General features: G+C 75.9%; 23 protein-coding genes. 15 read left to right on the forward strand and 8 right to left on the reverse strand.

Going from position 1 to position 26,019, the window contains the following annotated elements; translation table 11 throughout:
- Window positions 1–112 precede the first annotated feature (112 nt).
- Window positions 113–1,351 (forward strand): MFS transporter, encoded by a 1,239-nt coding sequence (locus ACF1AK_RS03975; protein WP_391497161.1) that lies wholly within the window; start codon window positions 113–115, stop codon window positions 1,349–1,351.
- Window positions 1,348–1,830 carry a VOC family protein gene (locus ACF1AK_RS03980; protein ID WP_391497162.1) on the forward strand — a complete coding sequence of 161 codons (483 nt, stop codon included), beginning with the start codon at window positions 1,348–1,350 and terminating at the stop codon, window positions 1,828–1,830. The genes ACF1AK_RS03975 and ACF1AK_RS03980 overlap by 4 nt, the downstream gene beginning before the upstream one ends.
- A 53-nt stretch (window positions 1,831–1,883) precedes the next feature.
- Here ACF1AK_RS03980 and ACF1AK_RS03985 read toward each other — a convergent pair whose 3' ends face one another.
- A complete protein-coding gene (locus ACF1AK_RS03985) occupies window positions 1,884–2,603 on the reverse strand; it encodes an ABC transporter ATP-binding protein (protein ID WP_391497163.1) in 720 nt (239 codons plus the stop codon).
- 331 nt (window positions 2,604–2,934) lie between these two features.
- On the opposite strand from ACF1AK_RS03985, the gene ACF1AK_RS03990 reads away from it, so the two are divergent.
- From ACF1AK_RS03990 to ACF1AK_RS04005, 4 genes are all read left to right on the forward strand, one after another.
- The gene (locus tag ACF1AK_RS03990; RefSeq protein WP_391497164.1) at window positions 2,935–6,243 is read left to right on the forward strand and encodes an FtsX-like permease family protein; all 3,309 of its coding nucleotides are present in this window, start codon (window positions 2,935–2,937) and stop codon (window positions 6,241–6,243) included.
- Window positions 6,240–9,089, forward strand: coding sequence for a hypothetical protein (locus tag ACF1AK_RS03995; RefSeq protein WP_391497165.1), 2,850 nt, complete (start codon window positions 6,240–6,242; stop codon window positions 9,087–9,089). Before ACF1AK_RS03990 ends, ACF1AK_RS03995 begins: the two co-directional genes overlap by 4 nt.
- Window positions 9,090–9,180: 91 nt before the next feature.
- Complete coding sequence (locus ACF1AK_RS04000) at window positions 9,181–10,173, forward strand: ABC transporter ATP-binding protein (RefSeq protein ID WP_391497166.1); 993 nt, start codon at window positions 9,181–9,183, stop codon at window positions 10,171–10,173.
- Between the two features lie 73 nt (window positions 10,174–10,246).
- Window positions 10,247–10,825: a helix-turn-helix domain-containing protein gene (locus ACF1AK_RS04005; RefSeq protein WP_391497167.1), complete on the forward strand. Its 579-nt coding sequence runs from the start codon at window positions 10,247–10,249 to the stop codon at window positions 10,823–10,825.
- A 14-nt stretch (window positions 10,826–10,839) separates the two neighbouring features.
- Here ACF1AK_RS04005 and ACF1AK_RS04010 read toward each other — a convergent pair whose 3' ends face one another.
- The 4 genes from ACF1AK_RS04010 to ACF1AK_RS04025 all read right to left on the reverse strand — a co-directional run bounded on the left by ACF1AK_RS04010 (window position 10,840) and on the right by ACF1AK_RS04025 (window position 13,950).
- Entirely contained in the window at window positions 10,840–11,751 is a 912-nt protein-coding gene (locus ACF1AK_RS04010; protein WP_391497168.1) for a squalene/phytoene synthase family protein, read from the reverse strand.
- 56 nt (window positions 11,752–11,807) lie between these two features.
- The gene (locus ACF1AK_RS04015) at window positions 11,808–12,752 is read right to left on the reverse strand and encodes a dihydrodipicolinate synthase family protein (protein ID WP_391497169.1); all 945 of its coding nucleotides are present in this window, start codon (window positions 12,750–12,752) and stop codon (window positions 11,808–11,810) included.
- Window position 12,753: 1 nt separating this feature from the next.
- Window positions 12,754–13,569 carry an aldolase gene (locus ACF1AK_RS04020; RefSeq protein WP_391497170.1) on the reverse strand — a complete coding sequence of 272 codons (816 nt, stop codon included), beginning with the start codon at window positions 13,567–13,569 and terminating at the stop codon, window positions 12,754–12,756.
- A 195-nt stretch (window positions 13,570–13,764) separates the two neighbouring features.
- Complete coding sequence (locus ACF1AK_RS04025; protein ID WP_391497171.1) at window positions 13,765–13,950, reverse strand: hypothetical protein; 186 nt, start codon at window positions 13,948–13,950, stop codon at window positions 13,765–13,767.
- A 370-nt stretch (window positions 13,951–14,320) separates the two neighbouring features.
- Between ACF1AK_RS04025 and ACF1AK_RS04030 the strand changes: the two genes are divergently transcribed.
- Complete coding sequence (locus tag ACF1AK_RS04030; protein ID WP_391497172.1) at window positions 14,321–14,929, forward strand: AAA family ATPase; 609 nt, start codon at window positions 14,321–14,323, stop codon at window positions 14,927–14,929.
- 147 nt (window positions 14,930–15,076) lie between these two features.
- A complete protein-coding gene (locus tag ACF1AK_RS04035) occupies window positions 15,077–16,030 on the forward strand; it encodes a thioesterase II family protein (protein ID WP_391497173.1) in 954 nt (317 codons plus the stop codon).
- On the opposite strand, the gene ACF1AK_RS04040 is transcribed toward ACF1AK_RS04035, so the two are convergent.
- Entirely contained in the window at window positions 15,917–16,405 is a 489-nt protein-coding gene (locus ACF1AK_RS04040; protein ID WP_391497174.1) for a MarR family winged helix-turn-helix transcriptional regulator, read from the reverse strand. The two genes, ACF1AK_RS04035 and ACF1AK_RS04040, sit on opposite strands and share 114 nt — an antisense overlap.
- Before the next feature lie 91 nt (window positions 16,406–16,496).
- Here ACF1AK_RS04040 and ACF1AK_RS04045 point away from each other — a divergent pair, with 91 nt between their 5' ends.
- Together ACF1AK_RS04045 and ACF1AK_RS04050 are read left to right on the forward strand one after the other, a co-directional pair.
- Window positions 16,497–16,871, forward strand: coding sequence for a DoxX family protein (locus tag ACF1AK_RS04045; protein ID WP_391497175.1), 375 nt, complete (start codon window positions 16,497–16,499; stop codon window positions 16,869–16,871).
- Between the two features lie 208 nt (window positions 16,872–17,079).
- A complete protein-coding gene (locus tag ACF1AK_RS04050) occupies window positions 17,080–18,897 on the forward strand; it encodes a S8 family serine peptidase (protein WP_391497350.1) in 1,818 nt (605 codons plus the stop codon).
- 84 nt (window positions 18,898–18,981) lie between these two features.
- Here ACF1AK_RS04050 and ACF1AK_RS04055 read toward each other — a convergent pair whose 3' ends face one another.
- Complete coding sequence (locus ACF1AK_RS04055) at window positions 18,982–19,782, reverse strand: DUF4389 domain-containing protein (RefSeq protein WP_391497176.1); 801 nt, start codon at window positions 19,780–19,782, stop codon at window positions 18,982–18,984.
- A gap of 508 nt (window positions 19,783–20,290) precedes the next feature.
- Here ACF1AK_RS04055 and ACF1AK_RS04060 point away from each other — a divergent pair.
- The 5 genes from ACF1AK_RS04060 (at window position 20,291) to ACF1AK_RS04080 (ending at window position 24,988) form a co-directional block, all read left to right on the forward strand.
- Window positions 20,291–20,824, forward strand: a complete 534-nt coding sequence (locus ACF1AK_RS04060; RefSeq protein ID WP_391497177.1) for an EF-hand domain-containing protein — start codon at window positions 20,291–20,293, stop codon at window positions 20,822–20,824.
- A gap of 60 nt (window positions 20,825–20,884) precedes the next feature.
- Window positions 20,885–22,111, forward strand: coding sequence for an isocitrate/isopropylmalate family dehydrogenase (locus tag ACF1AK_RS04065; protein WP_391497178.1), 1,227 nt, complete (start codon window positions 20,885–20,887; stop codon window positions 22,109–22,111).
- Window positions 22,108–22,728 (forward strand): cysteine hydrolase family protein, encoded by a 621-nt coding sequence (locus ACF1AK_RS04070; protein ID WP_391497179.1) that lies wholly within the window; start codon window positions 22,108–22,110, stop codon window positions 22,726–22,728. Before ACF1AK_RS04065 ends, ACF1AK_RS04070 begins: the two co-directional genes overlap by 4 nt.
- Window positions 22,725–23,669, forward strand: a complete 945-nt coding sequence (locus tag ACF1AK_RS04075) for an SAM-dependent methyltransferase (RefSeq protein WP_391497180.1) — start codon at window positions 22,725–22,727, stop codon at window positions 23,667–23,669. The genes ACF1AK_RS04070 and ACF1AK_RS04075 overlap by 4 nt, the downstream gene beginning before the upstream one ends.
- Window positions 23,670–24,286: 617 nt before the next feature.
- A complete protein-coding gene (locus tag ACF1AK_RS04080) occupies window positions 24,287–24,988 on the forward strand; it encodes a type 1 glutamine amidotransferase domain-containing protein (RefSeq protein WP_391497181.1) in 702 nt (233 codons plus the stop codon).
- A 99-nt stretch (window positions 24,989–25,087) separates the two neighbouring features.
- Here ACF1AK_RS04080 and ACF1AK_RS04085 read toward each other — a convergent pair whose 3' ends face one another.
- Window positions 25,088–26,008: an NlpC/P60 family protein gene (locus ACF1AK_RS04085; protein ID WP_391497182.1), complete on the reverse strand. Its 921-nt coding sequence runs from the start codon at window positions 26,006–26,008 to the stop codon at window positions 25,088–25,090.
- Between the last annotated feature and the right edge of the window lie 11 nt (window positions 26,009–26,019).

Genomic DNA, 26,019 nt, shown 5'->3' on the forward strand with positions numbered 1-26,019 from the left:
CCACGGACGGCGGCACGGCCGAAGCGGCGGTCGGCTGTGGTACCCGGACGGGTACCACAGCCGCGTACAGACACCCGGGGCCGGCGCCGGTTAGCTTCGGCCAATGCCTCGAATGACCAGGGACGCCACCACATGGCTGCTCTACGCGCAGATCGCCGCGTACGGGTACTTCCTCTACGGATTCGGTCCGCTGGTGCCGCTGCTGCGCGACGAGCAGCACACCAGCCGGTTCGTCGCGAGCCTGCACGGCACCGCCTTCTCGGTGGCGATGCTGCTCTGCGCTCCGCTCTTCCCCCGGCTGGTCGCCCGGTTCGGGCGCGGCCGGACGCTCTGGGGGGCGATCGGCAGCGTGGCCGTCGGCTCGCTCGCCCTGGCCTTCGCCCACGGCACGGCGCAGACCCTCGGCGCGACGCTGCTGACGGCGTTCTTCGGCTGCCTGACGCTGACCGCGATCTGGCCCTCGCTCAGCGACCACCACGGTGCGGCCGGGCCGGCCGCGATCAGCGAGGCCAATGCCGCGATGTCCGGCATGGGGCTGCTGGCGCCGCTGGTCATCGCCGTCCTGGTCGACGCGGGCGCCGGCTGGCGCCCGGGCATCGCGCTGACGGCGGTGCTGGTGCTGGCGGTGATCCTGCTCGGCCGGTTCCTGCGCGCCCCGCTGCCGGAGGCGCCGGCGCCCTCGGCCGCGCCGCCCGCCGATACGCCGCCCGCCGACGCGCCGCCCGCCGACGAGCGGACGGCGCCGGGCGGCAGCCTGCCGCTGTTCCTGGCCGCGCTCGGCGTGATCGTCGCGGTCGCCGGGGTGGAGATGTGCCTCACCCAGTGGCAGTCCGACTACCTGCGCGGACACGCCGGGGTGAGCGCCGCCGGGGCGACGGCGGCCGGCTCGGCGCTGGTGGTCGGCATCTTCGTCGGGCGGTTGTTCGGCGCCCGCTTCACCCTGCGCTTCGCCGCGCCGGTCGTGCTGATCGGCTCGCTCGGCGTCTCGGCCGTCGGCTTCGCGCTGTTCTGGGCCTCGACGGTGCCCGCCGTCGCGGTCACCGGGCTGGTGCTCTGCGGGCTCGGGATGGCGCTGCAGTTCCCGATGGCGATCGTGCTGGTGCTGTCCACCGCCACCAACGGCGTCGACGCCGCCTCCAGCCGGATGGGCTACGCCTCCGGGACGGCCTTCGGCGCGGCCCCGATGCTGCTCGCCGCGCTCTCCGACCGGATCAGCCCCCAGGTCGGGTACCTGCTGGTGCCGCTGCTGCTGGTGCTGGCCGCCGTCCTGGCCGCGCTGATCCACCGCGCCCTGCGGACGCCCGCCCCCGCCCTGTCCGCCCCCGTCGTCACCCCGGAGCTGCAGCCGTGACCACCGCCCTGCCGGGACTCCTCGGAGTCCACCACGTCGCCTTCACCGTGCCGGACCTCGACGAGGCGGTCGAGTTCTTCACCGCGCTGATCGGCGGCGAGGAGCTGTACCGCGCCGGGCCGGTGGAGGACCGGGACGGCGACTGGATGCACCGTCACCTCGGCGTCCACCCGCGCGCCAGCGCCGACGTGGCGGTGGTGCGCCTGCCGGACGGCCGGGAGCTGGAGCTGTTCGAGTACCGGGCGCCCGGGCAGCGGCGGGTGCCGCCCGCCAACAGCGACTGGGGCGGCCACCACCTGGCCCTGCGGGTCGCCGACGTCGACGCCGCCGCGGCGTTCCTGCGCGCGCGGGGCGTGCGCGTCCTCGGCGAGCCGCAGACCATCGGGGCGGGCCACCCCGTCGCGGGCACCCGCTGGGTCTACTTCACCGCCCCCTGGGGCCTTCAGCTGGAGCTCTACGCGCCGCCCGCCACCGGCTGACGGCCGGCGGCCCGGTCCGGCCCGGCCCGGTGGCGGCGGCACGCGCCCGCCGGTCAGCCGGCGATGGCGCTCTCCTCGACGATCCGGCCGTCGCGCAGCTCGACCACCCGGTCGGCCAGCTCCATCAGGTTCGGGTCGTGCGTGGCGACCAGCACGGTGACGCCCTCGCTGCGCACCACCGCGCGCAGCAGCTCCATGATCGACCGGCCGGTCTCCGAGTCCAGCTGGCCGGTCGGCTCGTCGGCGATGATCAGATCGGGCTCGTTGGCCAGCGCCCGGGCGATCGCGACCCGCTGCTGCTGGCCGCCGGACAGCTCGCCGGGCCGCTGGTTGGCGTGGTCGGCCAGCCCCACCAGCGCCAGCAGCGTGCGGGCGCGCTCCTCGCGCTGGGCGGCGGGCACCTTGCGCAGCCGCATCGGGACGCCGACGTTCTCGGCGGCGGTGAGCACCGGGAGCAGGCCGAAGGACTGGAAGACGAAGCCCAGGCGGTCCCGGCGCAGCGCGAGCCGGCCCTCCTCGTCGAGCCCGCCGAGGTCGGTGCCGTCCAGGGTGATGGTGCCGCCGGTCGGGCTGTCCAGGCCGCCGACCAGGTTGAGCAGGGTGGTCTTGCCGGAGCCGGAGCGGCCCTTGAGCGCGGTGAGTTCACCGCGGCCGATGGCGAAGGAGACCCCGCGCAGGGCGTGCACGGCCCGCTCGCCGGTCCCGAAACTGCGGTGGACATCGGTGACGGCCACCATGGGAGCGGTCACGGTGCCGGCCGGTTGCTGGGTCATTGCGGCGTCCCCCCTGGGTGTGCCCGGCCCGTCCCGCCGACGGGGCGGCCGGTTCTCATTGAAGTGTTCACGTCCTCGAAATCCGGTCCGGCTGACGTGTCGTCAGGGGTGTTCCGGCTCCGGTTCGGAGCATTTGCTCATTACTTATATCCTTCGCGCAAGTCCCTTCCTTTCACCGGCCGGATCTGACAGCATCGTCCGCTATCCGGTGATCAAGCGCCGGTGATCATCTGACGGCCGCCCCTGCGGGCGCCCGTCCGCGCAGTGGGAGACGTGCGCCCGGTACGGGCGGCGCGGCGCGGACACCATTGAGGACCGGGGGAGGAACGGGATGCTCGGCTTCGTCGTGCGCCGTCTGCGCGGGCGACTGCCCCTGGCCGCCGCCGCCCTGCTCACCGTACTGATCACGACGGCGGTGCTCACCGCGCTGGTCGCCTTCCAGCGCACCGTCGGCGAGGTCGGACAGCGCCAGGCCCTCCAGGGCCGCGGCCATCCGAGGACCACCGTGGTGGTCAACTCCGAGCACGGGCTGGACCGGCGGACCAAGGACGACGCGGCGGTGGGCGACTACGCCCGCGCCCTCTTCGGCGACCTGCCGACCGAGACCCGCGGCCTGTCCCGCAGCCGCTCCTACGGCCTTCCCGCCGCGGCGGGAGGCACCGGCAGTGCCCCGACGGGCAGCCCGCAGGGCACCCCGCAGGCCTCCGCCCCCGGGGGCGACGACCTCACCCTCCTCGCCGCCCTCGACCGCCGGTACGTCCGGCTGCTCGCCGGCACCTGGCCCGCCGCCGCGAGCGGCGCGGCCGGCCCCGTCGAAACGGCCGTCCCGCGCTCGGTGCTCACCCGCCTCGGCCTCGCCGCCGAGGCCCTGCCCGCCGAGGCCGCCCTCGCCGACCGCTACGGCGGCGCGCCGCTCACCGTCCGGATCACCGGCGTCTACGGCGCCGACGACCCCACCGACCTCTACTGGCGCCTCGACCCGGTCCAGGGCCGGGAGATCCTGGTCGGCGGCTTCACCACCTACGGCCCGCTGCTCGTCGACGACACCGCCTTCACCGCCGCCGGCCTCCCGCAGAACGGCCGCAGCTGGCTGCTCGACGCCGACTTCACCGGCGTCGGTGCGAGCGCTGTGGAGGCCCTGCGCGACCGCATCACCCCGGCCCGCGACGCGCTCGACAAGAACGCCGGGCTGGTCGCCCGCACCGAACTCCCCGACCTGCTGCGCGAGCTGGACTCCAGCGCCATGGTCGCCCGCTCCACCCTGCTCATCGGCGCCCTCCAGCTGATCGTGCTGGCCTCCGCCGCCCTGCTGCTGGTCGTCCACCTCATCGCCGGCCGCCAGCAGGCCGAGAACGCCCTGCTCGCCGCCCGCGGCGCCTCCGGCCTGCGACTCGGCGGCTTCAGCGCCACCGAGGCCCTGCTGCTCGCGCTGCCCGCCGCCCTGCTCGCCCCGCTGCTCACCCCACCGCTGCTGCGCGTCCTCGGCGGCTTCGGCCCGCTGCGCCACGTCCCGCTGGACACCTCGCTGCGCTGGACCCTGTGGCCGGTCGCGATCGCCTGCGCCCTCGGCTGCGTCCTGCTCGCCGCCGTGCCCGCCCTGCTGCGCGGCGCCGGCGCCGCCGTGCTGCGCCGGGCCGGCAGCCGCCAGGCCCTGGCCGCCGGCGCCGCCCGCTCCGGCGCCGACCTCGCCCTGCTCGCCCTGGCCGTCCTCGCCCACCAGCAACTCTCCCAGTACAGCGGAGGGCTGTCGCCCGACGCGGACGGCCGCCTCGGCCTCGACCCGGTCCTGGTCGCCACCCCTACCCTGGCCCTGGGCGCCGGCACCCTGCTGGCGCTGCGCCTGCTGCCGCTCGCCGCCCGCCTGGGCGCCCGGGTCGCCGCCCGCGGCCGCGGCCTCGGGCCCGCGCTGGTCGGCTGGCAGCTCGCCCGGCGCCCCGGCCGGGCCAGCGGACCGGTCCTGCTGCTGGTGCTCGGCGTGTCCACCGGCGTCCTCGCGCTCGGCCAGCACGCCACCTGGAACACCTCCCAGCAGGACCAAGCCTCCTTCGCCACCGCCGGCGGCCTGCGCATCCACGGAGCCCACACCGCCCCGCTCGGCCAGGGCAGCCGGTTCGCCGAACTGCCCGGCGGCGACCGGATCATGCCCGTCAGCCGCCAGGAGCAGTCGCTGCCCGACAACAGCCACGGCCAGATCCTCGCCCTGAACGCGGCGGCCTTCGCCGAACGCGTCCCGGTCCGGTCCGACCTGCTCGACGGACAGGACCCGGAACGGCTGTTCACCCCGCTCACCGAGGGTGCGCCCGCCGGCGCCGCGACCGGAGTGCCGCTGCCCGGCCGCCCGCAGCGCATCGAGGCCGAGGTCAGCTACACGCCGGACCACGCGCCGGCGGACCCCGGCGCCGAGTCCGCGGCGCCGGTCAAGCCACCCGAGGCCTGGCTGCTGCTGCGCGACCGCTACGACGTCTCCTTCGTCGCCCCGCTCAAGGGCATCCCCGCCTCGGGCGAGGGCCGCGCCACCGCCGACCTCGCCGCGCTCACCGACGGCGGGCTCAGCTCGGTGTCGGCGCCGCTGACCGTGGTCGGCGTGACCCTCGCCCTCGACTCCGCCGACGGCGGCACGCTGACCGTGCGCCGGCTCGCCGCCGCCGACCACGCGAGCGCCCCCGCGGTGCCGGCCGCCGTCCCCGCCGGCCTCGCCTGGACCGGCACCGGTGACGGCACCGCGCGCGACGCCCGGGTGAGCGTCCTCGCCGACCCCTCCGACGACCGGCGGCTGCTGAGCGTGAGCTTCGCCGCCGTCCCCCACAGCGCCGGCCACCGGCGCGCCGTCGTCACCCCGGCCGGCGCCCGGCCGCAGACCGAGATCGCCGGCGTCGCCACCCGCGGCTACCTGGCCGCCACCGGTTCCGCCGTCGGATCCACCGTGCGGGTGCCGTTCGGCCTCGCCACCGTGCAGGTGCGGATCACCGGCGAGGCCGAGTCGCTGCCCGTCGTCGGCGACCGGGCCCTGCTCGTCGACCTCGGCACCGCCGGCCGGGCGCTCGCCGCCGCCGGACGCGAGACCCCCGCCCCCACCGAATGGTGGCTGCCCGCCACCGGGGCGGACGACCCCACCCCCGCCCGGGCCGCCGCCGCCCTGCGCGCGGCCCCCAACACCCCCGGACTCCAGCTCCGCGACGAGGTCGCCGCCGACCTGCTCGGCGACCCGCTCAGCGCGGCCCCGCAGAACGCGCTCGCCGCGATCGCCGTCGTCACCACCGTGCTCGCCGCGATCGGCTTCGGCGCCGCCTCGGCCGCCGCCGCGGGCGAACGCGCCCGTGACTCCGCGCTGCTGCTGGCCCTCGGCACCCCCAGACGCCGGCTGGTCCGCGCCGCCGCCGCCGAACAGGCCGCCCTGGTCGGCCTCGGCAGCATCGTCGGCCTCGCCCTCGGCGCCCTGATCGTGCGGCTGATCGTGCCGCTCGTCGTGCTCACCCCGGCGGCCCGCCGCCCCGTTCCGGAGGCCGTCGTCGACCTGCCGCTCGGCACCGCCGTGCTGCTGGCCGCCGCGATCGCCGCCGTCCCCCTGCTCTCGGCCCTGCTCGGCGGACGCCGCCGCCGCGACCTGGCCCAGCGACTGCGGCACCTGGAGGAGATGTGACCAGCCCGGCCGACCCCGCGACCCCCCGGTCCGCGGACACCGGCCCGGGGGCCGCCCACCGGCCCGCGGCCTGGGTCCGCACCCGGTTGCGCGCGGCCCCGCTCGCCGCGCTGCTCACCGCCGTGCTCGCGTTCGGCACTGTCTTCCTCGCGGCCTCCTTCCCCCGGCTCCTGGACCGCACCGCCGACCAGGGCCTGCGCGACTTCCTGCGCGACCGGGGCCCCGCGGCCACCAGCATCCTCGCCACCGCCGACCTCGGCGGCGACGCCTCGGCCCCGGGCGACCCCGCCGGGGGCCGGCCCGACGACGCCGGGCGCCTCGACGAGGACGCCGCCCGGCTCGTCGCGCGGACCGGCATCCTCGGCGTGGGCCCCGGCGGACCGGTCTACGGCGCCCGCAGCGGCAAGCCGCGCCTCCTCACCAACCCCGGCCTGGCCCGGCCCGACGAGGCCGACCCCGACCTGGACCTGCTCTACGTGCAGGGCCTGCGCGACCACGTGACCCTCGCCGAGGGCAGCTGGCCGGGCACCCCCGCGCCCGACGAGCCCGTCCCGATCGCGGTCAGCCGCAGCGTCGCCGCGACGGTCGGCTTCCACCTCGGCGACGTCCTGAGGACCGCCGCGGCCTCGCCCGACGACACCGCGCCCCTGGCGAAGGTGGTCGGCATCGTCGAGGTGACCGACCAGAACGACCCCTACTGGAGCGAGCTGCCCTGCCCCAACCGGGCCTGCCTCAACTTCACCTCCGGCAAGCAGCCCTCCGCCTACTGGCACAGCGCCGGCCTCGTCGACGCCTCCGCCCTCCCGCAGATCAAGACCTGGAACACCGGCGCCCAGGACTTCTGGCGGCTGCCCGTCGACGTCGACGGCCTGCGCGCCGACCGGATGACCGCGACCGAGCGGGAACTCGCCTCCTACCTCACCGGGCACACCGCCAACGCGCTGGCGAACGCCACCGACCGCGTCGGCCTGCGGATCAGCTCACCGCTGCCCCCGCTGCTGCGCCAGGCCGTCGCCCGGCAGGAGGCCGCCGCGCCGCTCTCCTCGATCGGCCCGGCCGGGCTGGCCGGCGTCGGCGTGGTGGTGCTCTGCCTGGCCGCCGCGCTCGCCGGCGACCGCCGGATCGCGGAACTGCGCCTGCTCCAGGCCCGCGGCGGCTCCCGGAGCGGGGTCGTCCGACGCCTGCTCGCCGAGGGCGCCGTCACCGTGCTGCCCGCCTCGCTCCTCGCCACCGCGCTCGCGCTCCTGCTGCTGCCCACCCCGCGCTGGGGCGGCGCGGTGCTCGCCGCCACGGCCGTCGCCCTGTTCTCCCTGCTCGCGCTCCCGCTGCGGGCCGCCCGGCTGTGGTCCCGGCCCCGGCCCGGCGGCGCCCGGCGGCGCCTGGTCGGCGAACTCGCCGTCCTCGGCCTGACGGTCGCCGCCGTGGCCGAGGTCGGGCGACGCGGCGTGGCCCCCGCCGGGGCGGGCGCCGACCCCCTGCTGGTCGCGGCCCCCCTGCTGCTCGCGCTCACCGGCGGGCTGCTGCTCGCCCGCCTCCAGCCGCTGCTGCTCGGCGCGCTCGCCCGCGCCACCGCCCGGCGCCCCGGCGCCATCGGCTTCCTCGGACTGGCCCGCGCCGCCCGCGGCTCCGGCGGCGGGCAGCGCCCCTCGGTGCTGCCGCTGCTCGCGCTGCTGCTCGCCGTCACCACCGCCGGCTTCGGCGCCACCATCCTCGGCGCCGTCGACACGGCGCGCACCGCCGCCGCCCGGCTGAGCGTCGGCGGCGACGCCTCCGTGGTCGTCCCGGTCGGCGTCACCGTGTCACCGGAGTTCGCCGACGCGGCCGGCCGCCTGCCCGGCGTGCGGGCCTCCGCCCGGATCTGGGCCGACACCGAGGTGTTCGTGCTCGGCGGCACCGGCGCCGTCCGGGTCTTCGCCGTCGTCGCCGACCCGGTGGCCTACGCGGAGATCTCCCGCTCGCTCGGACGCGGCGCCTTCGACCCGGCCGCGCTGTCGGGCGGCACCGGCGGGCCGGACGCGCCGGTACCCGCGCTGATCTCCACCGGACTCGCCGAGCGGCTCGGCCCGGGAGCCACCCACCGGCTGCGGCTGCCGAACGGCGGCGAACTGCTCGTCGGCACCGCCGGCACCGTCGACGGCACCCCCGCCCTCCAGGGCGACGGCCGGCTGTTCGTCGTCCTGCCGGCCGGCCCGGCCGTCGCCCTTGCCCCCGAACTCGACCGCGCCAACCTCTGGCTGGCCACCGGCCCCGTCGACGAGGGCGGGCTGCGGACCCTGGTGCGCGAGAAGATCGCCTCCGGCACCGAACGCAACGCGGCGGCCGCCGCCGGCGCCTCCGGCCCGGGCGACCTGCCGGCCGGGTACACGGTGCGCACCAGCGCGTCCGTCACCGCCGAACTCGGCGACGACCCCCTCCAGCGCTCCGCCGCCCGGCTGTTCTGGACCGCCGTCCTCGGCGCCGGCTCGCTGGCCCTGCTCGCCGTCCTGCTCACCCTGGTCCGGGCCGCGCCCGAGCGCACCGCCCTGCTCGCCCGGCTGCGCACCATGGGGCTGCGCCCCCGGCAGGGCCTGACCCTCATCCTGGTCGAGACGCTGCCGCAGACCCTGGTCGCGGCCGTCGGCGGCGGCCTCGTCGCCCTCGCCGCGGTCGCCCTGCTCGGCCCGTCCTTCGACCTGTCGATCCTGGTCGGCGCGGAGATCGCGCGCGGCCTGCCGGTCGACGTCGCGGCGGTCGCGCTGCCCACCCTCGGCCTCGCCGCGCTCGTCTCGGCCGGCATCGTCGCCGAGGCGTTCATCGCGGGCCGGCGCCAGATCACCACCGAGCTGCGCGCGGGGGACCAGCGATGAGACCCCCGGCGACGACAGCCCCGGCGGCGCCACCCCCGCGCCCGACCGACCCCGACCCCAGCACCCCAGCGCCGACGAGAGGAGAGCCGCGGTGAACGGCAGCGCCCAGGACCAGCGGACCGCCCAGGCCCCCACCTTCCAGGAGCTCCAGGAACGGGCGCGCGCCGCCGCGGCCGGGCCCCGGGCCGCCCACGACGCGGACGCCGCCATCGTCTGCGACCGGCTGGTGCGCATCTTCAGCGCCCAGGGCGTGGAGGTGCAGGCCCTGCAGGGCCTCGAACTGACCATCCGCCAGGGCGACCTGGTCGCCCTGGTCGGCGCCTCCGGCAGTGGGAAGTCCACCCTGCTGACCATCCTCGCCGGGCTGGACGTGCCGACCGCCGGCACCGCCACCGTCGCCGGCTGCGACCTGCTGGAGATGTCCCCGCGCGAGCGGCTGCGCTACCGCCGCGAGGTGGTCGGCTTCATCTGGCAGCAGACCGCCCGCAACCTGCTGCCCTTCCTCACCGCCGCCGAGAACATCGCCCTGCCGATGCAGCTGCGCGGCCGGCGGACCCACGGCGGCGCGCGTCAGCAGGCCGCCAGGGTCGCCGAACTGCTGGAGGCCCTGGAGATCGGCGACCTCGCCCGCCGCCGGCCGAGCGAGATGTCCGGCGGCCAGCAGCAGCGCGTCGCCATCGCCGTCGCCATGGCCAACAACCCGCCGGTGCTGCTCGCCGACGAGCCCACCGGCGAGCTGGACTCGGACACCGGGGCGAGCATCTTCGAGGCCTTCCGCACCGTCAACCGCGAACTCGGCGCCACCGTGGTCATCGTCACCCACGACCCGATGGTGGCCGGCGAGGTCCGCCGCACCGTCGCCATCCGCGACGGCCGCACCAGCAGCGAGGTGCTGCGCCGCACCACCACCGACGAGCACGGCGAGGAGTCGGTCAACGAGACCGAGTACGTGATGCTGGACCGCACCGGCCGCGTCCAGCTCCCGGCCAAGTTCCTGGAGGCGCTCGGCATGGAGCACCGGGTCGCCGTCGAACTCGCCCCCGACCACATCGCGGTGCGCCCGGACGACCTCGACGGGCACTGACGGACGGGCGTCGCGGTCCTGGGATACTGGACCGGAACGTTCCGCGGTGGCGACAGGTGGTGAGGGGCGGCCCATGAGCAGCCGGGTGAGGGTGCTGAGGAAGCAGAACCGGCTCAGCCTGGAGGCGCTGGCGGCGCAGGTCGGCGTCACCAAGAGCTACCTCTCCAAGGTGGAGCGCGGTCTGAGCGACCCGTCGATCTCCACCGCGCTCAAGCTCGCGCACGCGCTGAACGTGGACGTCGGCCGGCTCTTCTCGGACGAGGTCGAGCCCGAACTGGTCACCGTGGTGCGGGCCGGCGAGCGGACCCCGATGGCCGGCGGGAGCGGCCGGGGCGGCGCCGCGCGCTACGAGGGCATCGCGACCGGGCTGACCGGCAAGCAGATGGTGCCCTTCATGATGCACCCGCCCCTGGAGCCGGGCGACGCACCGTTCAAGTCCCACGCGGGCGAGGAGTTCCTCTTCGTCCACGAGGGCACCGCGGAGCTGGAGTTCCCGGAGCGGACGGTCGTCCTCGCGCAGGGCGACAGCGTCTACTTCAACGCCGCCCTGCCGCACCGCTGCCGTTCCACCGGCGGGGCGCCGGCCGAGATCCTCGTGGTGATCCACGACGACCCGGCCGGCCTCGGGGACCGCGTCCCGACGCTGCCCTGACCGCCGCCCCGTCCTCAGCGGCGCAGGCGGCGGGCCCGCAGGTACTCGCGGGCGAGCAGGCGCAGCGCGGCCGGCTTGGCCGGGCTCGCGGAACGGTGGAGCAGCGCACCGAGGTCGGCGCGCGCGGCGGCGCTGGTGAGCGTCTCCACCTCGACGACGCAGCGCACCATCGGCCGGTGGGCCTCCGGGGCCAGCGCCACCACGGCCCGGCCCTCGGCCAGCGTGCGGTCCGCCGTGTCGAGCAGTTCGCCGAGCAGGGCCCGCACGGCAGGCCGGTCCTCGGCCCGCTCCAGCTCGGCCCGGGTGACGCCGTGCCGCTCCAGCCACTGGGCGGGGATCGTGAGCCGGCCGTCCGCGAGGTCCTCGGCGAGGTCGTTGACGAAGTCGAGCCGCTGGCTGCCGTCGATGAAGGTCCGGCAGGCGGCCCGGTAGGCGCTCTGGTCGCCGGGCGGGCCGAGCAGTGCGGCGACGACCATGAAGCCCGGCAGCGAGTAGCCGTCCACGTAGCGCTGGTAGTCCTCCTCGGTGCCGAACCCGGCGAAGTCGAGGTCGGCACCGGCCGCCGCGAGGTACTCCAGGGCCCGGTCGCGCAGCACGGGGTGGGCGGCCGCGCTGTTCAGCAGCGGACCGAGCCCGGGGTCCTCGGAGCGCCCGGCGGCGAGGCCGTCGGTGACGTCCCGCCGCCACCGGGCGGCCGCCTCCCGCCGCCCCGCGACCGGGCCGCTGTCGAGCAGGGTGTCGGTGCGGTGCATGAACGCGGCCGCGGCGATCACGTGCGGGACCGTCCGCTCGGGCAGCAGCAGTCCGGCCGCCATCGCGACCTCCCGCCGGTAGCGGGCGACCTGCTCGCGCTGACGCCCGTACTCCGCCCGCAACCCGGGCTCCCGGACCCCCGCCGCGTCCAGCGCCCGCTCCCACCTGCCCACCCGGCCCACCGTTCCTCCCGCCTCTGCCCGCCCCGAAGGACTCCGAAGGCCCGAGCCTAGCCAGCGCGCCGCCGGGCGGGTGCGGCCGGGTGCCGTTCCGTGCCGGTGGCTCGGGCCGTGGCGGCGAGCAGCTCGGCGAGGCGCACGGTGCCGGGCTCGTCGAGGGGGAGCAGCGGGGGCCGCGGGGCGCCGACGTCGAGGCCGAGCAGGGACAGGCCGGCCTTGACGGTGGTGGGCAGGCCGCCGCGGAGGATGAACTCCAGGACGGGCAGCTGGCGGTAGAAGACCTCGCGGGCGGTGTCGAGGTCCCCGGCGCGTACGGCGCGGTGGAGTTCGAGCACCGGGCCGGGGATCAGGCAGGGCGCCGCGGTGCACCAGCCGGCCGCGCCGGCCGCGAAGGCCTCCAGCGCCAGTGGGTTGCTGCCGTTGTAGAACGGCAGCTCGCCGTCGGTGAGCCGGGCGAGCCGGTGCATCCGCTGCACATCGCCGCTGCTCTCCTTGACCATGGTGATGTTCTCCACCCGCCGGACCAGCGAGACCATCAGCTCGGGGGAGAGGTCGGTGCCGCTGGTGGCCGGATTGTTGTAGATCATCACCGGGACGCCGACGGCGTCGGCGACCTCGGTGAAGTGCCGGACCACCTCGCGTTCGTCGAGCTTCCAGTACGACTGCGGCAGCACCATCACCGCGTCCGCGCCCGCCCGTTCGGCGAACCGGGCGCGCCGTACGGCGTTGCGGGTGGTGAGGTCGGCGACGCCGACCACGGCGGGCACCCGGCCGGCGACGGCGGCGAGCGAGGCCTCGGCGGTGGTGTACCACTCCTGGTCGTCGAGGTAGGCGCTCTCGCCGGTGGAGCCGAGCGGGGCGACCGCGTGGCAGCCGGCCGCGATCAGCCGGTCGACGAGGGCGGTGAGGGCGGCGGTGTCGACGCCGCCCGCCGCGCCGGGGGCGAACGGGGTCACCGGGTAGGCGATGATCCCCTCCAGAACGGGACCGGCCATCTCAGGCACCTCCGTCGGTACGGGCGCCGGCGGTGGTCAGCGCGTCGCCGTGCCCGGCCCGCAGCGCGCGGCGGGCGTAGTAGGCGAAGGTGGCCTGGCTGCGCTTGGGGGTGGAGGTCCAGTCGTGGGCCTCCCGGGCGAGGGCCTCGGGTATCTCCTGGATCCGGCCGGCCGCCGAGGCGAGCAGCTGGAGCCGGGCGGCCCGTTCGAGGAGCACGGCGAGGGTGCAGGACTCCTCGACGCCGCCGGCGGCCACCAGCATGCCGTGGTGGGCGAGCAGGAGCGCGCGTCTGTCGCCGAGCGTGGCGGAGATCAGCTCGCCCTCCTCGTTGCCGACGGGGATGCCGGGCCAGCTCTCCAGGAAGGCGCAGTCGTCGTAGAGCGGGGTGAGGTCCATGTGCGAGACGACCAGGGGCGTCTCCAGCATCGACAGCGCCGAGACGTGCGGCGGGTGGGTGTGGATGATGCAGCCGACGTCGGGACGGGCCCGGTAGACCCAGCTGTGGAAGCGGTTGGCGGGGTTCGCCATGCCGTCGCCCTCCAGGACCTCCAGGTCCTCGTCGACCAGCAGCAGGTTGTCCTCGCTGATCTCGTCGAAGCCGAGCCCGAGCCGCTGGGTGTAGTAGGTGCCGGGGCGTTCGGCGCGGGCGGTGATCTGCCCGGCCAGGCCGGAGTCATGGCCGGCGTCGAACAGGATCCGGCAGGTGAGGGCGAGCTTCTGACGGGTGGTCCAGGCGTTGTCGGGGATGGCGGTGCGCATCCTGCGGTGTGCGAGGTCGACCAGGTCCGCCTTGGCGGTGGTCATGGTGTCGGCCATGCCGGGGTCCTCCTTCGTCCGGGCGGGGCGGCGCTGCCGTGCGGCCCGGGCGGGGCACGTGGCAGGCCGGTGTCCTGCGACCTGGGGGACCGGCCGGAGGACACGTTGTTCACCATAGGACACGATGTGTCCTGGTGTCGACGGCGAACCCCGCGGGCCGAACGCCGCGATGGCCGACGGTGAAGTGATGATCCGTCAGTGGTCGCGGCCGGTCGGCCGGATGAGGCCGGAACGCTCGGCGTCCGAGCGCAGATCGCCGCCGGGGGCGTCGCCGGTGGTGCGGCCGCCGCGGCCCCCGGCCGTGCAGAGGGCGAAGACGAGCACGGCGCTCGCCGCGGTGGCGAGGATGCCCAGGGCGGTCAGGACGCGGAGCCAGGTCACGGAAGATGCCTCCAGAGGAACGGCGCGAGGAAGTGCCGCCGGTGATATCGGCAGACCGGCCCGCCGGGTCGAGTGCCCACGGGAGGGTCCGGCCCCCCGGACCGCCGCACGGACGCCGGTGCGCGCGGGCGGTCGAAGCACCGGAGGCGTGGACCGGAGCGGTCCGTGCGCCCCGGGGCGCCGCCGGGGGCGCCCGTCGGCCCCACCGCCCGCACCGGGAGCCGGGGAACCGGGCGCGGGCCGGACGGCGTGGATTGTTATCGTTCCGGATCGGACACGCACGGGATGAGAGAGCAGCATGGAGAGGTCGGCCATCGCGGATGGGCCGGGGGCGGTCCCGCCCGGAGCGGGCCGGACGGCGGGGGCGGAGATGGAACCGCGGGGCCTGGTGGACCTGCGGGGCGAGCCCGGCGCCCCGTTCGCCGTGCGCTACCCGGACGACGCGGTCGTGGTGGTCTCCGGACTGCCAGGCAGTGGCAAGAGCACCCTGCTGCGCCGCTGGTCCGCCCGCGCCCCGCACGTCGTGACCGTCGACCCCCGGGCGGTGCACGAGGCCTGCGCCGCCGTCATGCCGGACCGGCTGCCGTACGCGGTCTACCGGCCCTGGGCCAGGCTGGAACACGTCCGGCTGCTGCGCCGCTCGGTGCGCCGGGGCGGTCCGCTGCTGGTGCACGACTGCGGCAGCCGGGCGTGGATGCGCCGCTGGCTGGCCCGTGAGGCCGCCCGGCGGGGGAGGGAACTGCACCTCGTCCTGCTCGACGTCGGCGCGGCCACCGCCCTGGCCGGCCAGCGGGCGCGCGGCCGCCGGGCGTCGCGACGGGCCTTCGCCCGGCACCGCCGGGGCCTCGGCCGGCTGCTCGCCGCGCTCACCGCGCACGCGCGCCACGCCGCCGCGACGCCCGTGCCGGAGGCGGTGTCGGTCCTGCTGCTGGACGGCGCCTCCCGCTCACGGGCGGCCGAGGCCCGCTTCGGTGCCTGACCCGGCCCCGGGAGCGGTCCCGGTGGCGGCTCCGGCCCCGGCGCGCACGCCGACGCGGCGGACGGTTGACGCGGACGCGGGTCGGATGGGGAGACTGTGCCCGGAGATGATCCTGTTGCCCCGTCAGCCGCGAGGGAGAGTACCCGCATGTCCGGCCGCACCGCCGTCACCGACAGCCTCTGGTTCCGCCGATTCCACCCCTTCGACACCGCGCCGGCGCGGGTCGTGATGTTCCCGCACGCGGGCGGCTCGGCCGGGTTCTTCCGCGACTGGTCGGCCGAGCTCTCGCCGTACGCCGATGTGCTCGCCGTGCAGTACCCCGGCCGGCTGGACCGGATCGAGGAGCCGGCCCTCGACTCGCTGCCCGAGCTCGCCGACCGCGTCTACGCCGCGCTGCGGCCCTGGGCGGACCGGCCGCTGGTCCTGTTCGGGCACAGCATGGGTGCGGCGGTCGCCTTCGAGGTGGCGCGCCGCTTCGAGCGCGACGGCGTGAGCGGCCCGGTGCGGCTGTGCGCCTCGGGCAGCCGGGCGCCGTCCGAACCCCGTGACTCCGCGGTGCACCTGCTGCCGGACGAGGGGCTGCTGGCCGAGCTGGCCCGGCTCGGGGGCACCGACGCCCGGCTGCTGGCCGATCCGGAGCTGCGGGCGCTGATCCTGCCGTCGCTGCGCGGCGACTACACGGCCATCGAGACGTACCTCGCCGGGCGGGAGGAGACCGTCGCGGTGCCGGTCACCGCGCTGACCGGCGACGCCGACCCGAGGGTGACGGTCGAGCAGACGCGCGACTGGGCCGCCCACACCACCGGGGACTTCGACGTGCACGTCTTCCCGGGCGGGCACTTCTACCTGACGCACCAGCGGCGGGCCGTCCTGGAGGTCGTCCCCCCCCCCCTGCGGCGCTGCCCGGGCAGGCCGCGGCGGCCCGGGGGCCCGGGGCCCCCGGGGCCGCCGCGCGTGCGGCGGCGCCCTGCGCGGCGCCGCCGGGGGTCAGCACCCCGACGGGGGCCAGGACAGGCCGGGGTCCATGGCCTGCAAGACCTGGAGGCAGATCCTGCGCAACTGTTCCAGCTGCTCGGCGTCCAGCGGATCCACGACCAGTGACCGCACCTGCTCCACGTGGCCGGGCGCGCTGCTCGCGAGCTTCCGGAACCCGTCCTCGGTGAGGACGGCGTTGGTGGCGCGGCCGTCGCCCGGACAGCGCTCGCGGCGTACGTAGCCCTGCCCTTCGAGCCGGGTGACCACGTGGGAGAGCCGCGAGAGCGAGCCGTTGGCGAGGACGGCGAGGTCGCTCATCCGCAACGTGCGGTCGGGGGCGTCGGAGAGTCCGGCCAGGACGAGGTACTCGAACTGGTTCAGGCCCGCGTCGGCTCTCAGCTGGGCGTCCAAGGCGGCCGGCAGTTTGATGATCATCGCGCTGAACGCCTTCCAGGCCTCCAGTTCGGATGCGCTGAGCCAGCGCGGTTCGTCCCTGTCCATGGCGCCCACTCTAGAACCCGGGGATTAACTTGACGCTTCAAGCAGCGTGGGCGTAATTTGCTTGAAGCTTCAACTCAATCTTCGGAGTGACATGAACGTCTTTCTCTGGGTCCTCGCCGGCCTCCTCGCCGCCCTGTTCCTCGCGGCCGGCACGCCCAAGCTGCTCCAGTCCAAGGAGAAGGTCATCGAGGCCACCGGAACCTGGGCGGTGGCCTACCCGCCCGCCGCGATCAAGGCGATCGGCCTGCTGGAGATCCTGGGCGGCATCGGCCTCGTCCTGCCGGCCGCCGTCGACGTCGCGCCCGTACTGGTCCCGGTCGCGGCGACCGGGCTGGGGATCGTCATGGCCGGCGCCGCGGTCGTGCACGGCCGGCGCGGCGAGGGCCGGAGCGTCGTGGTGAACGTGCTCCTGCTCGTCCTGGCGGCGGTCGTGGCCTGGGGGCGTTTCGGGCCGTACGCGTTCTAACGGGCGGTCAGGGATGGTCGAAAGCGCTCGACATCGGTCGCGGGAAATCAAAAGTTGACACGCCTGTGACGATGAGTCGCGCGCAAAGCCTTCCCCGCGTGCGCACCTTTCTGGCATGTTGCGTTCAAATCCCGTGTGATCCCCTCGAACACGGGTCGATCGGAGGACGCACGTGTCACCCCTGATATCCCGTCCGCTGTCCCGTCCGTTGTCCCGGCGGGCCGGCCGCCCCGCCGCCGCGCTCGCCCTCCTCGCCGCCGCGGCCCTGGCCGCTCCGGCGACCCTGGCCGCCGCGGCGCCCGCCGCCCCGGCCGGCGCGGTCCCCGTCGCCGCACCCGCCCCGCAGGCCCCGGCCGCGGCGGCCGCCCCCCTGGCCGCCGCCGGCTGGGCCGCCGGGACCCGCGCCTACCTGGTGATCAGCGCCCCCGCCGACGTCGCCGCCGCCAAGGCCGCGGTCACCGCGAACGGCGGGACGGTCTTCGCGAGTTACGACGCGATCGGCGTCGTCGTCGCCCACGCCACCGCCACCGGCTTCGCCGCCGCCGTGCGGGCCGTGCCCGGCGTCCAGCAGGTCGGCGCCACCCGGACCTCGGACGTCCCGGCCGACGCCTACAACCCGGCGCTGCCCGCCAACCCCGCCCAGGCGACCACCACCCTCACCGAGACCAACCGGTGGGACATGACCCAGATCAAGGCCGACCAGGCGTGGGCCGTCTCCACCGGCTCGGCCGCCGTCAAGGTCGGCGTGCTGGACACCGGCGTCGACGACCAGCACCAGGACCTCGCGCCCAACTTCGACGCCGCCGACTCGGTCTCCTGCGCGTACGGCAGGCCCGACACCCGCACCGGGGCCTGGCGCGACGTCGACACCCACGGCACCCACGTGGCCGGCACCATCGCCGCGGCGAAGAACGGCAAGGGCGTCGTCGGCGTGGCCCCGGGCGTGCGGATCGCCTCGGTCCGGATCGCCGAGCCGACCAGCACGCTGTTCTACGCCGAGAACACCGTCTGCGGCTTCGTCTGGGCCGGCGACCACGGCTTCAGGGTGACCAACAACAGCTACTACACCGATCCCTGGCAGTTCAACTGCCCGGACAACCTGGACCAGGCGGCCATCATCGAGGGCGTCCGCCGCGCCCAGGAGTACGCCGAGGGCAAGGGCTCGCTGCAGGTCGCCGCGGCCGGCAACTCCAACGTCGACCTCGCCAACAAGACCACCGACAGCGCCAGCCCCAACGACTCGACTCCGGTCACCCGGACCATCACCAACGCCTGCCTGGACATCCCGACCGAGTTGCCGGGCGTCGTGACGGTCTCCGCGATGGCCAGCGGCACCGCCAAGGCCTCCTACTCCAACTACGGCCGGGGCGTCATCGACGTCGCCGCGCCCGGCGGGGACGGCGCCACCGGCGTGTACTCCACGCTGCCCGGCGGCAGGTACGGCACCAAGAGCGGCACCTCGATGGCCTCCCCGCACGTCACCGGCGTCGCGGCGCTGCTCGCGTCCGCCAACCCGTCCGCCACCCCGGCCGACCTGCGGGCCCGGCTGGCCGGCCAGGCCAACGACGTCGCCTGCCCCGCGTCCGACAGCCGCTGCACCGGCACCACCGCCGTCAACGCCTTCTTCGGCGAGGGCCAGGTCGACGCGCTCAAGGCCGTGAGCGGCACCACCCCGCCGGCCGGCAGGTACTTCGAGACCCTGACCGACGTGGCGATCACCTACAACGCCACGGTGGACAGCCCGCTCGTCGTCACCGGCGTCGGCGGCAGCGCCCCCACCGCCCTGAAGGTCGGCGTGGACATCAAGCACACCTACCGCGGCGACCTGGTCCTCTCCCTGGTCGCCCCGAACGGCACCGTGTACCTCCTGGAGGACTTCGCGGACGGCGACAGCGCCGACAACGTCGCCAAGACCTACCTGGTGAACGCCTCCGCGAGCGCGGCCGACGGCACCTGGAAGCTGCGGGTGAAGGACGGCGCCGCCGGCGACACCGGCACGATCGACGCCTGGAACCTCACCTTCTGAACCCGCTGACGGGCCCCCTGCCGTCCCGGCCAGGTACCGAGGACCGCGGCGGCAGGGGACCAGGCGGCCGCGGGGCGCCGCTGGTCAGCCGGTCGGGGGGCCCTGCAGCAGCGGCCCGGTGACCTGCCGGACCTCGTCGTCGTCCGAGGTGACCTCCGCGGTGACCGAACCGCCCGCCCCGGACAGCAGCCCGAGCAGCAGGAAGGCCACCAGCAGGGCCCGGCCCGGGCCGCCGAGGACCAGCGGGCGGGTCGCCGACACCGGCCCGCCCGGCTCGGAGCCGGGCTCGTCGCCGAAGAGCCGCTTCGGGTAGGCCGAGGTCAGCATCAGCAGGTAGGCCAGGTAGCGCATGCGGTAGCGCAGCACCGCCGCGGTCGCCTCGAACAGCGGCTGCGGCATCCGGCCGAGGATCAGCACCACCAGCCAGCTGATCCAGCCGACCACCCACCAGCCGGCGAACAGCAGCCCCTGGACGACGGCCGCCGGGATCACCAGGACCAGCCGGAACAGCACGGCGAGGCGGTTGAGTCCGCCCGGCCGCAGTTCCACGCGGACCGGATGGCCCGGCGTGCGGAAGGCGAACGGCGGATAGCGGTCGTGGGTCAGCAGGAGGTAGCAGGAGACCCGGGTCTCGTACGGCACGTACGCCGCGAGGTAGTCGGCCGCGAAGCCGGGCAGGCGGCCCAGGACCAGCGCGCCGAACCAGCCGACGACCGCGACGAGGAAGGCCACCACCGACAGCACCCACACCACCACGAACTGCGGGATCAGCAGCAGGATCCGCAGCAGCACGGTGAGCCGGTTCTGCGGTCCGGGGGCCGGCAGGTCGAGCGCGGGCAGCCACTCCCGCGGATACGGGGCGGCTGCGGGGGGAGCCTGCCACATCGGGGGCCTCCAGGTCTCGGCACCGGCGGACGGCGCGGTGTAGCCGCACGTGCTCCGAAGATCCCAGCCCCGCTCCGGTGTCCGCGCGGTGCGCTGCTCCGTCCGGGGGAGGGGCGTCCTGGCGGAACGTCCGCCGGTGGTCCGCCGCGGTCAGGTCGACATCCGATCCGACAAGCAGCCCGTTGTTCAACGGTGGCGTCATGGACACCCGTGATCAGGTTCGGAGGATTCCGCTCATATGCCCGGGGGAGCGGGCCGGTACGGCAGCATCGCCCCCGGTCGGCTGTCATGTCCCGGGCGTGCTCACCCGGCGGCCGGGCCGGTCGCCGGCCGGGTCATCGGCCCGCCCGCCGGCTCGGCGTCACGCCAACTGCCCTGCCGGTCGGTGAACTTCACTCCATCAGGTGAAGCGGACGGCGGCTGGGCGGACGGGCCGCCACCGCTCGCCGATAGTGGGAGACCGATCGGGCACCCAGCGGCCCCGACGTACGGAAAGAAGGAGCGGCACATGCGGACCGAGGCCACCCAGCGGATCGAACTCGTCTTCGGCCTGTTCGACGCCAATGGCAACGGTGTGATCGACATCGGTGACTTCGAGCTGATGTCCCAGCGCGTGGTCGCGGCCGCGGTCGACGCGGACGAGGCCGCCAAGGACGCCATCCGCACCGCCTTCCGGCGCTACTGGGTGACCCTGGAGACGGAGCTGGACACCAACGGGGACGGCGTGGTTACCCGGGAGGAGTTCCGCGAGTTCGTGCTGTCCCCCGAGCGCTTCGGCCCGACCATCGGACAGTTCGCCGACGCCCTGGCCGCGCTCGGCGACCCGGACGGCGACGGCCTGGTCGAACGCCCGCTGTTCATCGCGCTGATGACCGCGATCGGCTTCGGCCACGCCAACATCGACGCCCTCTTCGACGCCTTCGGGCCGAACGCGGACGACCGGATCCCGGTCGCCACCTGGGCGGAGGGCATCCGCGACTACTACGCCCCGGACAAGGCGGGGATCCCGGGGGACCACCTGGTGGGCGACCCGACCACCTGATCCGTCCGGCCGCGGCGCCCCGCCCGTACCGGACCAGTCGACGACCAGCCGAGGAGCAGTGTGAAACCAGCAGTCGGACTCGCGGTGGGCCGGGGAACGGGCGCCGAGCTCGCGGCCGTCTTCGAACGGGCCCTGCACCGGATAGCGGCCGTGTGCGGCTCCGGTGCCGGGATCGAGATCGTGAGGTCCCCCCGGACCTACCACTCCTACGTCTCGCTCCGGCAGGAGGTGGGCGACACCGCGCGGATCCGCCGGCTGACCGAGGAGGACGCCCGCCACTACGAACGCTTCTGCCGCGAGCGGGCGCGGCTCGGCACGACGGCCGTCTTCCGGACGGCCGTCAACGCCCAGTCGCTCTACCTGGTCCGCCAGCGCCTGCAGGCCGTCAAGGTCGAGCCGATCACCGCCGGCGACGCCTCGCTGCTGCTGGTCCGGGACGAGGCCCAGGGCTTCTACACCGGGGAGAACCGGCACACCCCGGGGGTGGTCACCCGGACCATGGAGTTCAGCCGGGAGATCACCCGCAAGGTGCTCGACTTCGCCGTCCGGCGCGCCCGGCGGCAGTGGCCCGACGGCGGACCCGCCCGGGTGGTGATGGCCTACAAGCACCACCTGCTGGACGGCGCCCTGGACGACTGGGTGGACGAGATCGCGCGGGGCCTCGGCGTCGAGGTGCGGCTGTTCCAGCCCGACACGGTCAACCGCAACCTGATAACGCACGGCCCGGGCGACCGCACGGTCATCGTCGCGGGCAACGAGTGGGCCGACATCATGCACGTCGTCCTGCTCGACCGCTTCGGCGGCGAGCGGCAGGAGAACCGTTGCACGGAGAACGTCCACCTCCACCCGGAGCTGGGGGAACTGGTCGAGTACCAGACCGTGCACGGCTCCGCCGACGACCTCACGGGCAAGGACACCGTCAACCCCGTGGCCACCCTGCGCGCCGCCGCGGCGATCGCCGAGCGGCACGCGGGCGTTCCGGGGGCGGTGGCCGCCGTCGAAGCGGCCCTGGCCGCGGCGGGCCGGAGCGGCGTGCGGACGCCCGACCTCGGGGGACGGCACTCCACCACCGACGTCGTCGACGCCGTGCTCGACGGCCTGACGGCGCGGGTGCCCGCCGGGCCGCCGCCGGTCGCGGCCCCCCGGCCGCTCGTGGGCCCCCGGACCGCGGGCGACGCGCTGCCGACCGGAGCCCGGGCCGCCGAACCCCTGGCCGCCGACGTGCTGCCCGTCGGCACGGTCCCCGTCGGCACACTCCCCGTCGGCACGCTCGCGGACCGGCCGTGAACGCCGGGACGGACCGGACGGCGCTCGTCGTGGTCGACCTGCAGAACGACTTCTGCGCCGGCCCCGTCGCCGCCGCCCGCTACCCCGGGGACCCGGAGCGGCTCACCACCGTGGCCGCCACCTCCGCCCGGGCGGTCGAGACGGCCCGGGCGCACGGCACCGAGGTGGTCTTCGTCCGCTTCCTCGGCGACCCCGAGCACCAGGGCGCCGCCTGGCGCCACCGGGACGCCGTCCTCGGCAAACGCCCCAAGTGCCTCGACGGCAGCTGGGGCGCGGAGTTCCACGGCGTGGCGCCCCAGCCCGGGGAGGCGGTGTTCACCAAGTACGCCTGCTTCGACGCCTTCCTCGGCGAGGGCTTCGGCCCCTACCTCGCCGAGCACGGGATCGGGCACCTGGTCTTCGCGGGCGTCTTCGCCGACGTCTGCGTGGACAGCACCGCCCGCACCGCCTTCCAGAAGGGCTTCCACGTGACGGTGCTGCGCGACTGCACCGCCGCCCTGCACTACCCGGACGAGGAGGTCCTGCGCTTCATGGGCCGTGTCTACGGCGCCCGCGTCACCACCCACGACCGACCCGCCGTCTGGACACGGCTTCCCGACCCCCTGGAGTCTCCATGACCCCCACCGCGGCCGCTCCCGTCACCACCGGTGTCGACGAGGGGGTCGGACGGACCGCCCTGCTGGTCGCCGCCGCGCGGGCGATCGAGAGCCGCCGCCCCGACGCCCTGGCCAGGGACCCGTTCGCCGAGCACTTCGTTCGCGCCGCCCGCGCCTGCGCCCGCTGGCCGGTCCGTCCCGGGGACGTCCCGGAGGACGCGGACGTCGCGGACGACCCGCTGTGGGGCCGGCTCGGCGGCTACTTCGCGCTGCGCACCAGGACCCTGGACGACCACCTGCTGCACGCCGCCCAGCTCGGCGCCCGTCAGGTGGTGCTGCTCGGCGCCGGGCTGGACACCCGGGCCCACCGGCTGGACTGGCCGCCCGGCACGACCGTCTTCGAGCTCGACCGGGCCCGGATGCTGGCGTTCAAGCAGCAGGTCCTGGACGGGGTCGGCGCCCGGCCGACGGCACGGCGGGTGCCGGTGGCCTGCGACCTGCGCCTGGACTGGGCCGCCGCGCTGACCGCCGCCGGGTTTCGCCCCGCGGCGCCGACCGCCTGGCTCGCCGAGGGACTGCTGCTCTACCTGCCCGCCGCGGCGGAGCGGTGCCTGGTCGCCACCGTGGACCGGCTGAGCGCGGCCGGGAGCAGTCTGGCCTACGAGGTGAAGCTGGGTCTGGAACCCGCCGCCGTGCGCCGCAATCCCGTGTACCTCGCGGCCCGCGACCGGCTCGGCATCGACCTGCTCGCCCTGTTCGACGACGAGCCGCGGCCCGACACCGCCGCCGACCTGGCCGCCCTGGGCTGGGCCACCGTCACCCACACCCCGTTCGACTTCACTCGGCACTACGGTCGCGGCCCCCGGCCCGAGCCCGACGACGCGCTCGCCGCCAACCGCTGGACCTTCGCCTCACGCGGCCCGCTCCCCGGCCCCCGCGGGCCGGCCGGGACGCCGCGGTGACCGCCGCGCGTCACCGGATCCCCGCCGCGGACGGCAACCGCCGGGCGCCGCACCGGGCCGGCCGGGGCGGCCGACGGGCCGTCCGGCCGGTGGAGCAGCCGTGGCGTCCGGCTCCGGAGGCGCCTTCGGCGCGGCACGGGTAGCCGGGCAGGGACGTCCGGCCGTCACCCCGCAGGGCGGGGACGGTTGTGGCGGCGGCCCGGGTCCGGTGGCGGCGGTCGGACAATCGGCGCCGGCGGCGGGCGGGCGATGGGCAGGGCCCCGGCGCGGGCCGCCGACGGTGCCCGTTCCAGGATCTCCACGAGCGGAGCCGCGGCCGGGTGGCCGGGTGGTCCGCCGGGACCGCCGTCCGCCGGGACCGCCGCTCCGTCCCGACCGGGCGGTCCGGTCCGGTCAGCCGCGCCGCCCGGGCCGGGCCGGCACCCGCAACCGGATCCCCGGAGGCGAGCGGGGCGAGCACGCCGAGCAGCGTGGTGCAGAGGGGATCGGCCGGCCCCGGCAGCCGCCCGTCCGCCGGTGCCGGGCCTCGGTTCTCCGATTGGTGCGGACCGTCGGGCGGGCCTACGGTCGGGGCATGAGCACGTCGATCCGGCGAGCCGACCCTCCGGAGACCCACCATGCCGAAGAAGATCCTTTTCGTGATGACCGGCGCCGACCACTGGACGCTCGCCGACGGCACCCGGCACCCGACCGGCTTCTGGGCCGAGGAGGCCGCCGCGCCGTACGAGGCGTTCAAGGCCGCCGGTCACACCGTGACCGTGGCCACCCCGGGCGGCGTGGTGCCGACCGTCGACGCCGGTAGCCTCGCCCCGGACTTCAACGGCGGGGAGGAGGGCGCGCGGCGGGTCGCCGAGGTGCTCGCCGACGCCGAGGAGCTGAAGAGCCCCGTCGTGCTGGCGGACGTCCGGCTGGACGACTACGACGCGGTCTTCTACCCCGGCGGCCACGGCCCGATGGAGGACCTGGCCGTCGACGCCGACTCCGGCCGCCTGCTGGTCCGCGCGCTGGCGTCCGGCAAGCCGCTCGGCGTCGTCTGCCACGGGCCGGCCGCGCTGCTGGCCGCGGTCGGGGAGGACGGCGCCAATGCCTTCGCGGGCTACCGGGTCGCGGCGTTCACCAACGAGGAGGAGACCCAGGCGGGCCTCGCCGACAAGGCCGCGTGGCTGCTGGAGGACCGACTCGTGGCGGCCGGTGTCGAGGTGCAGGCCGGCGAGCCCTGGGCCCCGAACGTGGTCGTCGACCGCAACCTGGTCACCGGCCAGAACCCGGCCTCCGCCGCGCCGCTCGCCGCCGAACTGCTGAAGCGGCTGTCGGCCTGAGGCACGACCGGGCCCGGGACCCGACGGGTGCCCCCCGGGGCGCGGCAGCGCCGCCGAGGCCCGGTGTGCAGGGCCCCGGCGGCGGTCGGTGACCTCCGGTCAGGGGGTGGGTGCGGGGCGGAAGGCGCACTCGGGGACGCCGGGCAGCCAGGCCGGCCCCTGGACGTAGATGTTGCTGATCCAGCCGCGGTAGTCCGGCAGGTAGGACCAGGCGTCGTTGGTGTAGCCCTCGGCGGTCACGCTCTCACCGTGCGCCTGGCACTGGACCCGGACCGTGGTCGGCCCCGGCAGGACGGCCACCGGGGCGCCGGAGGTGGCCGGGGTCGGCCGGATGTTCACCCCCGAACTCCAGGTCTGGTGCTCGGTGGTGGGAGGCTGGCCCTGGTCGGTGGGCGAGAAGCGCAGCGCCCCGGCGTAGTCGGACGCGGTGTGGCTGGAGAAGTCGGACACCATCAGGTGGGTGTCGGACTCCCGGGCCTCGACGATCTTGCCGGCGCCGAGGTAGAGGGCCACGTGGTGGACCCAGGAGCGGCCCCAGAAGACGAGGTCGCCGGGGCGCAGCGCGCCGGTGTCGGTGCCGAGCCGCTGACCGGGCAGGTCGAAGATCTCGGCGGCGTCCTTCTGCCCGACGGCGTCGTACCCGACGGCCTGGGACCACGCCCACCGGACGAAGCCCGAGCAGTCGAAGCCGATCCGGTACGGGTCGTTCTTGGACCGCTCGGGGTCGCTCGGGTCCACGGAGCCGTAGGTGGCGCCGGGGGTGGGGCCGTGGCCGCCGCCCCAGGTGTACCAGGTGCCGGCGGCGACCTGGGTGCAGGAGGCGGTGATGGCCCGTCCGGCGGCGGCCGAGAACGGGGTGCCCTGGGCCGCGCAGGTGGTGGCGGTCGTGCCGGTGGGCACGGCGGCGGTGGCGGCCGGGGACGCCGTGGCCGGGGTGGGCAGCGCGGCGGTGGTCAGGAACCCGGCCAGCAGGGCGAGTAACACGCCGGCCAGGGCGGTGCTGTGGTGCTTCGCTCGCACGGAAGTCCTCT

The organism is Kitasatospora sp. NPDC015120, from assembly GCF_043080305.1.
Classification (GTDB): domain Bacteria; phylum Actinomycetota; class Actinomycetes; order Streptomycetales; family Streptomycetaceae; genus Kitasatospora.